Source organism: Geomonas sp. RF6, assembly GCF_021044625.1.
In the GTDB taxonomy this organism is placed as follows: Bacteria; Desulfobacterota; Desulfuromonadia; order Geobacterales; family Geobacteraceae; genus RF6.
The window spans coordinates 3,246,022-3,258,925 of record NZ_CP087999.1; the positions used below are offsets into that span (position 1 = coordinate 3,246,022).

The 12,904-nt window shown below is 60.1% G+C and carries 11 protein-coding genes and 1 other annotated feature; of the genes, 7 read left to right on the plus strand and 4 right to left on the minus strand.

The window, feature by feature from the left end; all coding sequences use genetic code 11:
- Window positions 1–18: 18 nt before the first annotated feature.
- Together LPW11_RS14000 and LPW11_RS14005 are read right to left on the minus strand one after the other, a co-directional pair.
- The gene (locus LPW11_RS14000; RefSeq protein WP_230998296.1) at window positions 19–279 is read right to left on the minus strand and encodes a GIY-YIG nuclease family protein; all 261 of its coding nucleotides are present in this window, start codon (window positions 277–279) and stop codon (window positions 19–21) included.
- The gene (locus LPW11_RS14005; protein WP_230994492.1) at window positions 279–1,049 is read right to left on the minus strand and encodes a SagB/ThcOx family dehydrogenase; all 771 of its coding nucleotides are present in this window, start codon (window positions 1,047–1,049) and stop codon (window positions 279–281) included. Before LPW11_RS14005 ends, LPW11_RS14000 begins: the two co-directional genes overlap by 1 nt.
- A gap of 399 nt (window positions 1,050–1,448) precedes the next feature.
- Window positions 1,449–1,688 (plus strand) — a binding site (T-box leader).
- Between the two features lie 175 nt (window positions 1,689–1,863).
- On the opposite strand from LPW11_RS14005, the gene LPW11_RS14010 reads away from it, so the two are divergent.
- On the plus strand, window positions 1,864–3,408 hold the full coding sequence (locus tag LPW11_RS14010; protein WP_230994493.1) for a 2-isopropylmalate synthase: 1,545 nt from the start codon (window positions 1,864–1,866) through the stop codon (window positions 3,406–3,408).
- Between the two features lie 388 nt (window positions 3,409–3,796).
- Here the strand turns inward: LPW11_RS14010 and LPW11_RS14015 are convergent, their stop codons facing one another.
- Window positions 3,797–3,997, minus strand: a complete 201-nt coding sequence (locus LPW11_RS14015; protein ID WP_230994494.1) for a cold-shock protein — start codon at window positions 3,995–3,997, stop codon at window positions 3,797–3,799.
- 221 nt (window positions 3,998–4,218) lie between these two features.
- Window positions 4,219–5,247 carry a TIGR00730 family Rossman fold protein gene (locus LPW11_RS14020; RefSeq protein ID WP_230994495.1) on the minus strand — a complete coding sequence of 343 codons (1,029 nt, stop codon included), beginning with the start codon at window positions 5,245–5,247 and terminating at the stop codon, window positions 4,219–4,221.
- A 171-nt stretch (window positions 5,248–5,418) separates the two neighbouring features.
- Here LPW11_RS14020 and LPW11_RS14025 point away from each other — a divergent pair, with 171 nt between their 5' ends.
- The 6 genes from LPW11_RS14025 (at window position 5,419) to LPW11_RS14050 (ending at window position 12,346) form a co-directional block, all read left to right on the plus strand.
- Complete coding sequence (locus LPW11_RS14025) at window positions 5,419–6,702, plus strand: 3-isopropylmalate dehydratase large subunit (protein ID WP_230994496.1); 1,284 nt, start codon at window positions 5,419–5,421, stop codon at window positions 6,700–6,702.
- Window positions 6,703–6,817: 115 nt separating this feature from the next.
- The gene (locus LPW11_RS14030) at window positions 6,818–7,345 is read left to right on the plus strand and encodes a 3-isopropylmalate dehydratase small subunit (protein WP_230994497.1); all 528 of its coding nucleotides are present in this window, start codon (window positions 6,818–6,820) and stop codon (window positions 7,343–7,345) included.
- Between the two features lie 320 nt (window positions 7,346–7,665).
- Window positions 7,666–9,114: a hypothetical protein gene (locus tag LPW11_RS14035; RefSeq protein WP_230994498.1), complete on the plus strand. Its 1,449-nt coding sequence runs from the start codon at window positions 7,666–7,668 to the stop codon at window positions 9,112–9,114.
- A complete protein-coding gene (locus LPW11_RS14040) occupies window positions 9,099–9,887 on the plus strand; it encodes an MlaE family ABC transporter permease (protein WP_442899785.1) in 789 nt (262 codons plus the stop codon). Before LPW11_RS14035 ends, LPW11_RS14040 begins: the two co-directional genes overlap by 16 nt.
- Window positions 9,888–9,948: 61 nt before the next feature.
- The gene (locus LPW11_RS14045) at window positions 9,949–11,019 is read left to right on the plus strand and encodes an MlaD family protein (RefSeq protein WP_230994500.1); all 1,071 of its coding nucleotides are present in this window, start codon (window positions 9,949–9,951) and stop codon (window positions 11,017–11,019) included.
- Between the two features lie 436 nt (window positions 11,020–11,455).
- Window positions 11,456–12,346: a carotenoid biosynthesis protein gene (locus LPW11_RS14050; protein WP_230994501.1), complete on the plus strand. Its 891-nt coding sequence runs from the start codon at window positions 11,456–11,458 to the stop codon at window positions 12,344–12,346.
- The last annotated feature ends 558 nt before the right edge of the window (window positions 12,347–12,904 follow it).

Sequence of the window (12,904 nt, forward strand, 5' to 3'; positions counted from 1 at the left end):
TCAGACAGGTCAGACAGGTCAGACAGGTGCCGCGTTCTCTTCGGTCAGCTGCACCTTCGCATTCCTGCTCATTTTCTTGATCTCATATTCTCTCCGCGATGCAGAGGACCGCGTGTGTCCTTTTTCACTGTACACGACCCGCAACGGGCGCCTGCCGCGGAAGTACTTCGCGCCCGCGCCGCTGGCGTGCTCGCTGAAGCGCCTTTCCACGTCCGTCGTGATCCCGGTGTAGAGGGAGTCGTCGGAACAGAGGATGATATACACCTGCCATTCTTCCATCACTTGCTCGCCACCTTTCCTACCGGAGCCAGATATACCGCGAACTCCTCATCTCCATCCACACCAAGAAGTTCATCGACAAGGGTCTGGTTGTACGCCGCTATCGCGCATGTGCCGGAGCCGATCGCTTCGCAGGCGAGGTAAAGGTTCTGGCAGACATGCCCGGCATCGATGGCGATGACCTTGTACGACGCCTCCCCATAACGCCACTCCGTGCGGTGTGGGATTGCCGTCCACATGAAGGTCACTGCCGCCTGCCCCGCGAAACGCTGGCCGTGACAGGCAGCGGCAACGCTCGCGGGGAGATTTTCCACGATGCGCACCCTGACCAGGGCGTGCTCCAGTGGCAGGTACCGATATATTCCGCTCTCCAATCCCTCGACCCTCATCACCGCCAGGTACGTCTCGAGCGGGTGACGGCACCCTGCCGACGGGACGGTGCGCAACACGGCGGCTTCGTGCACTTTCGCCCGTACTCCCTGAGTCGCCCAAAGGAGAAATGCCACCTCCTGCAGTGACAGCGGTGCGGAGGTGAAGCTGCGGCGGCTTTCCCTGTTTCCTATCGCGGTCTTCAGCTCGCACGGCGGGATGTCCCATTCTTCCTGCTTCGGGAGGGGAATGACGGAGGAATCGGGCGGCGCCGCTTTCTGAACCGGAGGGGGGAGCGTTCCGCGCGACTGCTCGGTGCCGCGGAAATCGACCTCTTCCCTGATGCGGTCGGTGAGGAAGTACCTGCCGATCTCTGTCGTCAGCGTCGGGTTGTTCTTCATTTCTCACTCCTCTCATTCAGAACCGTTATCGTCCGCAGATTACGCAGATTCACGCAGATTTTCAGAAGCAAAGACAGAAAGCCGGGTTTGAAACTTGTGCGGCGGGGCGCGGCGGAATATTACCCCGTTATCCGGTTGCTGTCCATCTGCTCTACCGCTGTAGGGCTGATCTCATTAAAATTGTTGATTTTACTGTGATGGCGCAGCAGGTTTTACCTTGTTGTTCCGCGCACTTGGCTGGTGCGGTTCGGTGTGCCGAAATGGCCGCCTCTGCCGGCCGGGGGCTGTTGATGTGTCGCGAGGGGCTCCAGTCCGGGGAGGGGGGGGCGGCTTAACTCCGGCGGCTGCTAAAAACCCCTTGACTTCGGCAAATCCTTTTTCATATTATTCACGAATTCTTTAAAGGCCGTGATGAGGAGTAGTAGCCTTCTCCTTCCCCTTGAGAGAGCCGGTGGATGGTGCGAACCGGTGGGGAAGCGGGTGAACTCGCCTCGGAGCCGCCAGGGTGAACGAGACGGTTGCATTGCAGCCGCTTGCTAGCTTTGGCCGACCGCCCGCGTTAAGGGCGCAAAGAGGTCCGCACAACGCGGATGAACGAGGGTGGTACCGCGGAAGCTTTCTAAAGCCTTCGCCCCTTGCTAGGGGCGGAGGCTTTTTTTTATTTGGACCACGACGTGCTGAGGTTCACCTTTTCCTGCGGGAGAGGCATATGGTGGGGGAGGGGCGCCACCTTCTTTGACCTTGGCAGCTTCACCACCCCCGACCGTTGCGGCAACGCAGGGGTATAATGACCATCGTACACAAGGAGGAGCGCATGAAAGAGACGCATCCGAGAACTATCAAGATTTTTGACACCACCCTCAGGGACGGCGAGCAGTCCCCCGGTGCCAGCATGAACATAGAGGAGAAGCTCCGCCTTGCCACACAGCTCCAGAAGCTGAACGTGGACGTCATCGAGGCTGGCTTCCCCATCGCCTCAGAAGGGGACTTCGAGGCGGTGCGCCGCATCGCGGAGACGATCAAGGGGCCGCAGATCGCTGGTCTGTGCCGCGCCGGGTTCAAGGACATCGACCGTGCCTGGGAGGCGCTGAAATCGGCTCAGGAGCGGGCGCGCATCCACACCTTCATCGCGACCTCCGACATCCATATGAAGTACAAGTTGAAGATGTCTCCGGCCGAGGTGCTCGACGCCGCGGTGAAAGGGGTGAAGCGGGCGCGCTCCTATACGAGCAACGTGGAGTTCTCCTGCGAGGATGCGGTGCGCACCGATCTCAAGTTCCTGGCAGAGGTCGTCGAGGCTGTCATCGACGCCGGCGCGGGGGTGGTCAACATCCCCGATACCGTCGGCTACACCATTCCGAATGAGTACTTCAACATCATCAAGTACCTGAAGGACAACGTGAAGAACATCGAGGACGCCGTCATCTCGGTGCACTGCCACAACGACCTCGGCCTCGCCGTGGCGAACTCCATCGCCGCAGTGCAGGCGGGTGCGGGGCAGGTGGAGTGCACCATCAACGGGATCGGCGAGCGCGCCGGCAACTGCTCGCTTGAGGAGTTCGTCATGGCGCTCAGGACCCGCGGCGACATCCTCCCCTTCAAGACGAACATCGTGACCGAGCAGCTCACCCCGGCCAGCCGCCTCCTGACGAACATCACGGGCCTCGTGGTGCAGCCGAACAAGGCGATCGTCGGCGCAAACGCCTTCGCGCACGAGGCGGGAATTCACCAGCACGGCATGCTGATGGACCAGTCGACCTACGAGATCATGACGCCGGAATCGGTGGGGCTCAAAGGGGGAGCGCTGGTGCTCGGGAAGCACTCCGGCAGGCACGCCTTCAAAAAGCGCCTCGAGGAACTCGGGTACGAGCTCAGCGAGGAGAACCTCAACAAGGCATTCACCCGCTTCAAGGCGCTGGCGGACCTTAAAAAAGAGGTGTTCGACGAGGATCTGGACGCCATCGTGGCTGACGAGGTCATGAGGCTGGACGACAAGTTCAAGCTCTCCAACATCACGGTGACCTGTGGCTCCTTCGCGGTGGCGACGGCGACGGTGCAGATGGAGATCGACGGTGAGCAGGTGCGCACTGCGGAGCTCGGCGACGGGCCGGTGGACGCGACTTTCAAGGCGATCCGCAAGCTCACCAGCATGGATGAGCGGCTGGTGCAGTACAACGTCGGCTCCATTACCGGCGGCAGCGACGCCCAGGGGGAAGTCTCCGTTCGCCTCGCCGGCGGCGCCCGCACAGTCGTCGGGCGCGGCTCCTCCACCGACATCATCGAGGCATCGGCAAAGGCTTACATCAACGCCCTCAACCGGCTGCATCTCGCCACCTTCAGGGATGTGGAACCGCTGTAGGTTCCGCTGCTGCCCATCCGCCCGACGTCCCCCCTCCCTTGACGGGAGGGGGCTGGGGGGTGGGTGAAGCTGCCATAACCTTCACTGGCGGCACCTTGTGGTGCAACCACAGGCAAATCCCCCCTGTCCCCCCTTCGCAAAGGGGGGGACGTTGGGCCTTCTGCAGTGCTTCGTGGCAATGTACCCATGCTCCCCCCGGATTCCCGGATGGAGCTTTGCAAATGGGGGGGATAGTAGTCCTTGAGATGCCGGAATGTACTGAGCGGGAGGGGGCGGTGGAGTGATGCTTCTTTGAGGTGACTGACGCGGTTTTCTACATCCGACTGCAGGAAAGAAAAAAGCCCCGCTGGAAATTCCTGCGGGGCCTTTTCGTCAGGAGCCGGGGGGCTTACATCTTCTTGACGTTAGCCGCCTGAAGCCCTTTCGGTCCGTTCGTCACGTCGAAAGTGACCGCTTCCCCTTCGGTGAGGGACTTGAAGCCTTCCCCGGTGATTGCCGAGAAATGAACGAACACGTCCTCGCCGTTCTCCTGCTCGATGAAACCAAAGCCCTTCGCGTCATTGAACCATTTCACTTTACCCTGTGCCATTTTCCCTGCCTCCTTTTGTGCCCTCCGGTCCTCGCCGGATTCTACGTGTGTGCCGTTCTGTCCGGAGAGTCTTCGGCATTGAAAACGACCCAAAGGATAATTGCCTTTGAAGCCTTCCGGTGCTTAAAACACGTCCGTGACCAGCTGTTCGGGAAAAAATTAGCATCGTGTAATACGGTTGTCAAGAAATTATTTATAAAGATTTTTTCGTAGAGCCGCTCCTAGAAGGTGTTTAGCCGCCCTATGAACGCCATGAGGAGCCCGTAATGCTGGTGGTCAAAATGAAGGGAAATTCTCGGCAGGTCTAATAGATCCGGCTCGTCGCTCTCCTCCTGAAGGGGGCCGCTGGCGACGATTCTGGTGCCGGGGACGCGCAGCTCGGGAAACTCGTTTTCCAGGATCTCTATCTGCGTCGGGGTCAGTTCCTTGTTGAGCCTGATTATGAGGAGCCCGTTGACGAAACGGATCGAGTGGTAATTCTTGTAGAACTCCTCGATGACCCGGACCGCCTCCTCGTAGCTCTTGGTGATGGTGAAGATGGAGAAGTCCTCGGCGGAGATGAACCCCTTCACCAGGAGGCGCTCCTTCATGAACCTGAACCACTGCTCCCAGTACCCGTCCTCGTCGTCCACCAGTACGAGCGGCTTCGGCGAGGTCTTCCCTGTCTGTACGAGGGTGAAGACTTCCATCGCCTCGTCCAGTGTGCCGAAGCCGCCGGGAAAGACGGCGATGGCCTCGGTCTCCTTCACGAAGGCAACCTTCCGGTTGAAGAAGTACTTGTAGGTGATGAGGCGCGGATTTTTCAGCATGACCACGTTCGCGCCCTGCTCGAAGGGGAGCCGGATGTTCACCGCAAAGGAGTGCTCGCTCCCTGCGCCTTCGTTTCCCGCCTGCATGATCCCGGGGCCGCCGCCGGTGATGATCATGTACCCCTTCTGCGCGAGGGTGCGGGCGAAATTGACGCACGTCTGGTACATCGGCTCTTCCGGAAGGGTGCGCGCCGAGCCGAAGATGGTGACCTTCTTTCTGTGCCGGTAGGGGGCGAAGACGAGGGTGGTGTAGCGCATCTCTTTCAGGGTGTTGCTGAGGAGCTTCAGGTCGGCGAGATAGTCGGTATCCTGCCCCGCCTTCAGCGCGGCGATGACCATCTCCCGCACCAGGTCCGGATGGTGCACCCCTCCGATCTTGTCCAGGAGCTCGTCAATCAGTGTGTCGATCTCGCCATTTGCTCGGGTGAAACGCAATTGCATCGTCTGAACTCCTGCCTCTGATTTTGGTGCGAGGAAGTATACCATCGGGGCAGTCGCGAGGCAAAGGTTTAATAATATTGAACAATTATTAGTTTGATTTGTCGGGTGCCTTTGGTTTATTGTTGGCGTCAGAATTAATCATCCTATTTCGCTAAAAGGAAAGCGCTTTTTATGGGCATGACTACAGCCGAAAAGATATTTGCCGCCCATCTGGTGGACGAGCCTTTTTCCGGCACGAAGGTGCTGAAAATCGACGTGGTTATGTGCCACGAAATCACCACCCCGATCGCCATCGCGGATCTCGCTGCACGCGGGAAGGACCGCGTTTTCAATCCGGACCGGATCAAGGCCGTCATCGACCACGTCACCCCGAGCAAGGACTCGAAGACCGCCACCCAGGCGAAGATGCTCAGGGACTGGGCGCGGCGCCACGACATCAAGGACTTCTTCGACGTGGGCGCCAACGGCGTGTGCCACGCCCTCTTCCCGGAGAAGGGTTTCATCAGGCCCGGTAACACCGTCATCATGGGCGACTCCCACACCTGCACCCACGGCGCTTTCGGCGCCTTTGCGGCAGGCGTCGGGACGACCGACCTGGAGGTGGGGATCCTGAAAGGGGTCTGCGCCTTCCGCGAGCCGAAGACCATCAGGGTGAACCTGAACGGGACGCTGCCGAAAGGGGTGTACGCGAAGGACGCGATCCTCTACGTCATCGGGCAGCTCGGCGTGAACGGCGCCACCGACCGCGTCCTCGAGTTCGGCGGCCCGATCGTCGAGGCCATGACCATGGAATCGCGCATGACGCTGTGCAACATGGCGATCGAGGCGGGGGGCACCTCCGGTATCTGCATGCCGGATGAGACCACCCTCGAGTACCTCTGGCCCTTCATTTCCGGCGACTATGCATCGAAGGAAGAGGCGCTGCAGGCGTTCAAGGGGTGGTGGTCCGACCCCGACGCCCAGTACGAGCGCGTGCTGAACTTCGATCTTTCAGCGATAGAGCCGTTGTGCACCTACGGCTACAAGCCGGACATGGTAAAGAAGATCAGCGAGATGGTCGGAGAGCCTGTGGACCAGGTCTATCTTGGCTCCTGCACCAACGGCAGGCTGGAAGACCTGCGCATCGCGGCCCAGATCCTCAAGGGGAAGAAGATTGCCCCGACCGTGCGCGGCATCCTCTCGCCGGCCACCCCGCAGGTGTACAAGGACGCCCTGAAGGAAGGGCTGATGGACATCTTCATGGATGCCGGCTTCTGCGTCACCAACCCGACCTGCGGCGCCTGCCTCGGCATGAGCAACGGCGTCCTGGCGGAAGGGGAAGTATGCGCGGCGACCACCAACAGGAACTTCATGGGGCGCATGGGGAAGGGTGGCATGGTTCACCTCCTCTCTCCCGCAACCGCCGCAGCTTCCGCCATCGAGGGGAAACTGGCCGACCCGCGGAAGTACCTGTAGGCAGTTTTGAGGGGACTCTGTCCCCCCCCTGGCCCGCCCGTTCGAGGGTTCGGCGCCAGCGGTTCAGCATTGCATGTGGTGCTGATATGCAATTTCCACAAAAGGGAGAGCTTATATGAAGACTTTTGGCGGCCCGGTACTCTTTCTGGACCGGAGCGACATAAATACCGACGAGATCATTCCGGCGAAGTACCTGACCGAGATCACCAAGGCGGACCTTCGCCCGTACCTGCTGGAAGATCTGAAGCTGGAGGGATTCGACCCCAAGAGTGAGAAGACCCGCAATGCCGGCGTGGTGGTGACGCGCGCGAACTTCGGCTGCGGCTCCTCAAGGGAGCACGCACCGTGGGTGCTGGAGGTAAACGGCATCTCCGTCGTCATCGCGCAGTCCTTTGCGCGCATCTTCAGGCAGAACATGTTCAACTGCGGGATGGTGGCGATCGAGCTGCCCGAGCAGCAGATCGAGGAGCTTTTCGCTTTCGCCGAGTGCCCTGATGCCACGATCACCGTCAATGTGGCAGGGGAGACGCTGAGCATCGTCGGCGGCGGGAAGAAGGCGGAGATCAAGTTCGCTCTCTCCCCCTTTGACAAGGCGCTGGTACTGGCCGGCGGCTGGGTCGATTACGCGGACAGCAAGTACTGATATAGTGGTAGCAGCGAAATAAGCGAAGGCGTAGGCAAGCCATCAGGCAGGCAGGAGACCACAGCGGTTTCCTGCCTGTTCTTTTTTGTGCGGCGGCGCAGAAGCAAAACCTTCTATCCGCAGATCACGCAGATTTTCGCAGATTTTTTAAAAGCAGTTTCTCTATCCGTAGCTTCTGACTTTAATCTGCGGAAATCTGCGTAATCTGCGGACGAAACTGGTCTTGACGGCTACGCTTTACGGCATTTTTTGATTGACTCCGCCTAACGGCTGCAGTTAGTATTCCGGAGTTTCTCCGCTGGCTTACAAAGTTGAGGTTCATGTCTTTATTTCGCTTTTCCATAGGGGCTCTCTTTTCCCTGCTCATAGCAGCGCCGGTTCAGGCCGGTGACGATTCGCACGGAACCATCTTCACCCTCTGGCCTCTCGTCGACTACCGCGAGAGCCCTGCCGAGGGATACCGCAATCTCTCCATTCTTGGCCCGTTCCTGAAGTTCCAGATAAAGGGGGACGAGCGGGTCGATGCGGTGCGACCCTTCTTTTACCGCACCGAGGATGTGAAAGAGGAAAGCTCTTCCACGACCTACCTCTATCCCGTTGCCGCCTCCGACAACTCCCGCGAAGCCGAGAGCTTCGAGGTGTTGAGGCTTTACCAGAAGACGACGTACCGCAAGGACGAGGGGAAGGCGCGCGAGGAAGGGACGACTCTGTTCCCTTTCTATATCTCGGGCAGGTCCGACAAGTACGGCCCCTACCGCGCCGTCGCCCCCTTCTACGGTGACATGTACGAGCGCTTCTGGCGGGACGAGTACCACTTCGTGATGTTCCCGCTCTACGGCCAGACGGTGAAAAAGGGGACGACCAGGACCCACTACCTCTGGCCCATCTTCTCCCGCACTGAAGGGGAAAACGAGAGCGGCTTCGGCGTCTTTCCCCTTTATGGGCAGGAGGCGAAGGAAGGGGTGTACCACAAGAAGTACGTGATGTGGCCCTTCTATCTCGAAGGGGAGAGCGGGCTCGACACGGACAACCCCACGACGAAGAAATTTTATTTCCCCTTCTACGCCGCGACCGATTCGCCGCAAAAGACGAGCCGCAGCTACCTGTGGCCTTTCTTCGGGTACACGGACGACCGCGCAAAGAAGTACCACGAGACTGATTACTTCTACCCCTTCATCCGCACGGTGCGCGGCGAGGGGCGCGATTCCGACGTCTTTCTCCCCTTTTACGCGAAGATCACCACGGGAGAGCGGCAGACTCACTGGTACGGGTGGCCTTTCTACCGGCATGAGGAGTGGCGCTCCAACATCTTCAACCGGGACGAGGACCGCGTGCTCTACTTCCTGTACCGCTCGAGCACGGAGAGCTGGCCCAAGGACGGCAGCAGCCGCGAGCGCTCCGCTCTGTGGCCGCTCTATCTCTACACGCGCACGCCGCAGGGGGTCTCCTCCTTCTCCTTCCCGGCACCGGTGGAGTCGATACTGGACCGCGAGGGGATAGAGAGGAACTGGGCGCCGCTGTGGCGCATCTACCAGAGAAAGTGGGACGGCAACGGACATTCGGCCTCGAGCTTTATGTGGAATCTTTTTTGGCATGAGCGGCGCGGCGAGGATCTCGCCTACGAGGTCTTCCCGCTGATCCGCTACAACTCCGAGAAATCGGGGAAAGACCTGAAGCTCCTGAAGGGGGTTGTCAGGTATAAAAGCAATGGACCGGAACGGGAGTTTTCCCTCTTCTGGCTGCCAGGCGTGAAATGGGGGGCGAAGTGACGAGATTCCTCGAGGCGCTGGGGAAGAGGGTGCTTTACTTCCACCAGATTCTGGGGGAGATGCTCTTGCTCCAGGGGCGCATCTTCTACTACTTCCGCGAGGCGCCGCGCAACATTCCGAGCATCCTCACGCAGATGTCGATCATCGGCTTCGAGACCTTGCCGGTCGCCTCTGTCATGGCGTTCTTCGTCGGGATGGTCCTCGCCCTGCAGACCGGTGTCGAGCTGGAGAAGTACGGCGGGCAGAACATCATCGGTGCCATCGTGGGGCACTCGATGGTGCGCGAGCTCGGTCCGGTCATGACGAGCTTTCTGGTGGCCGGCCGTGTCGGTTCCGCGATGGCGGCGGAGCTCGGGGTCATGACGGTGTACGAGGAGATAGACGCGCTGCGCACTCTCGATATCGACCCTGTGCGCTATCTGGCGATGCCGCGTTTCATCGCGTGCATCATCTGCGTCCCGGCGCTCGTCATCTACTCCGACTTCGTGGGGATCATCGGCGGGGCGATCATCAGCAACCTGCACCCCCACATTTTCGTCTCCTACTCCACCTACTACGACAGTCTCACTGCCGCGCTGAAGATGCGGGAGATAGGGACCGGTCTCACCAAGGCGGTCTGCTTCGGCTCCATCGTGGCCCTCGTCGCCTGTTATGTCGGCTTCGCCACGTCGGGAGGGGCGCGCGGGATCGGGCAGGCGACCACCAGGTCGGTGGTTCTTTCCTTCATGCTCATCCTCGTTGCCGATTATTTTCTGACCAGGGCCCTCATGTAGCGTCCGCGCACCGTTCGGCGGAGGCGCCCCGCGCCCTGTTTCTTTTGGAGGTTTTCACACCATGGCTCTCTCGGTGGAAAAAAAGGTCGGATTCTTCTTTATCTGCGGGTTTCTCATACTCGGCATACTCCTGGAGGTTGGCGAGAAGTGGAATCCCTTTGAAAAGCACATTGCCTATCACACCTATCTCTCCAGCATCACGGGGCTGAAGATCGGCGATCCGGTGCGTCTGGCCGGCGTCGACGTCGGGCGAATCACCGATATCAGCGTCCTCTCCGACAAGATCAAGATCGATTTCGAGGTGAAACCCGGAACGGCCATCAAGACCGACTCCGTCGCCATGCTGCGTCTCACCAACCTCCTCGGCGGCCAGTTCCTCGGCCTATCCTTCGGTACCCCCACCGCCCCCGTTTTGCCGGAGGGGGGGACTGTGCGGGGAAAAGACGTGGCCAACATCGACGTCATCGTGGACAACGTGAGCGATCTAACGAAGGACACGAAGGTCCTCATCAACAACCTGAACCGCAACCAGGACGAGGTGCTGCACAAAATATCCGCCATCCTCGACGAAAACCGCGGCGGCCTGAAGGGGACGATCTCCAACATAAACAGCATCACCTCGAAGCTCGACCGCGGCGACGGCTCCCTCGCCATGCTCCTGAACGACCGCAGTCTCTACGACGACGCAAGCAGCGCCGTTACCAGCCTGAAGCTCGTTTCCGGCAAGATCGAGAGGGGTGAGGGGACAATCGGAAAACTGGTGAACGACGATGCCCTCTATCGCGACGTGCAGGGGCTCCTGGCGCAGCTCAAGCCGGGGGTGGCGGATCTCAGCGCGGGCATGAAGGATTTCCGCGACATCACCGGGAAGATCAACAAGGGTGAGGGGACTGTCGGCAAGCTCGTCAACGACGAGGGGCTGTACAACGACGCGCGCGAGGCGACGAAGAACATAAAGGAGCTGACAGTGAAGATCAACTCCGGCCAGGGGACGCTCGGGAAGCTGGTGAACGAGGACCAGCTGTACCGCGACACCACGGCGACGCTGAAGAAGGCGGAGAAGGCGATGGAAGGTCTTGGCGACGCAGGCCCGATTTCTGTTCTTGGATCCATTGTGGGGACGCTCTTTTAGTAAAGCGGATGCGTGCGGCGATCGCCATTCCCCTCCATCTGAAAGGTTCATCCGGGGAATCCTGGAACTCAGCGCAGCCGATCCTCTTCCGTTGACGGGAGGGGACGCTAGTGGCGCGGCGCTGGAGCACAGGCTTCCCAGCCTGTAGCCGCAGCGCCAGCCGCGTGGTCTGTGGCGGCTGCGCCGCCATCGCAGGCAAGATGCCTACGCTCCAGCGCGGGGGCACCCGGATTCTCTGTAGCGCCTTCCCCGGAATTCCCGGAAGAACCTTTGCCGGGGACTCCCGTTTCTGCCGGTTACTTTTACGCAAGCAGCACGCGGATCAGACGGATTATTGGGATGGGCGCGGACAGGGCGTAATGCTTGATCCTGCTCTGCCCGTCGATCCGCGCGACCCGCGTCACGACTTGCGTTTCTTTGTTTCAGGAGGTAGGTAGTGTCTGACTTTTTGGACATAGCAGTTGGCACTCTGACAATGCGCCCGTATGTGTGGGCATTTTTCGCCGCGTACCTCGTGGCCGCCGTGCTGCACCTGGGGTGGCGCAAGACGATCTGGTTCACCGTCGTCGGCTACCTCATCGCCTTTGCCTCCGAGTACTCATCCATCAACAGCGGCTTTCCGTACGGCTGGTACTACTATATAGATGCTACCAAGGGAAAGGAGCTGTGGATCGCAGGGGTTCCGTTCTTCGACTCCCTCTCCTACGTCTTTCTCGCCTATTGCAGCTATGCGACGGCACTCCTGGTCCTCGCACCGGTGAAGAAGGTACGCGGAGACCTCATCTCCCTGGAAACCGGCGCCATCAGGCGTTCCTTCTCAGCCCTTCTCCTCGGATCCCTCTTCCAGGTATTCCTGGACATCGTGACCGACCCGGTCGCGCTGCAGGGAAACCGCTGGTTCCTCGGGCAGATCTACGGTTACCGCGAGGTGGGGGCACACTTTGGCGTCCCGCTGAGCAACTACCTCGGCTGGTGGCTGGTAAGCGCGGTGATGATCGCTGCGCTGCAGGTCATCGACCGCGTCATCGGAAAGAGGGAGGCCCGTCGGGAGAAGCGCCCTGCCGGGATCAAGGCAGCACCGTACCGCTCCCTTTACGCCCCCTTTCTGTATCTCTGCGTCATCGCCTTCAACCTCAGCGTCACCTTCTACATCGGCGAGCATCTCATGGCTCTGACCGGTATCTTCATCTTCACCCTGCCGGTGGTGATGACGCTCGTACTGCTGGTGAACAAGATCAACCGTTACCGCCGCGAAGATCTCGCCGCCCATCTCGCCGAGTTCCCCTGGTCCCCCGCCTCCTCCGAAACGGGAAAGGTCCGCCTGTAGCTACTGTGCGGAGGGTGTCCATGTAGGCCGGGATAAGCCGCAGGCGTTCCCGGCAGTCCACCACCGACCCACGCGCACCAGCGAATGCCGGAAACGCTGCCGCTTATTCCGGCCTACAAGGTCCGCGCCTCCAACACTTCCGAAATCCCCGCCTCTTATATTCCCGATGGACCTTCGCAAAGAAGATCTGGACGAACATCTCGCAGAAATCCCCTGGTCCCCCGCCTCGTCCGAAACGGGAAAGGTCCGCCTGTAGCTACTGTGCGGAGGGTGCAGTGCCATCAAGCGAGCAGGAGCCCTGGCGTCCCCTCCCTTTGAAGGGGAGGGACAGGGTGGGGATGGGGGCGAGCCTCAGGCGTCAATGTAGGCCGGGATAAGCCGCAGGCGTTCCCGGCAGTCCACCACCGACGCACGCGCACCAGCGAATGCCGGAAACGCTGCCGCTTATTCCGGCCTACAAGTGCCAGCGCCTCCAACACTTCCGGAATCCCCCCTGTCCCCCCTTCGCAAAGGGGGGAACGTTAGGCCCATATCTCGGTTTCCACGGCATTCCCGGAA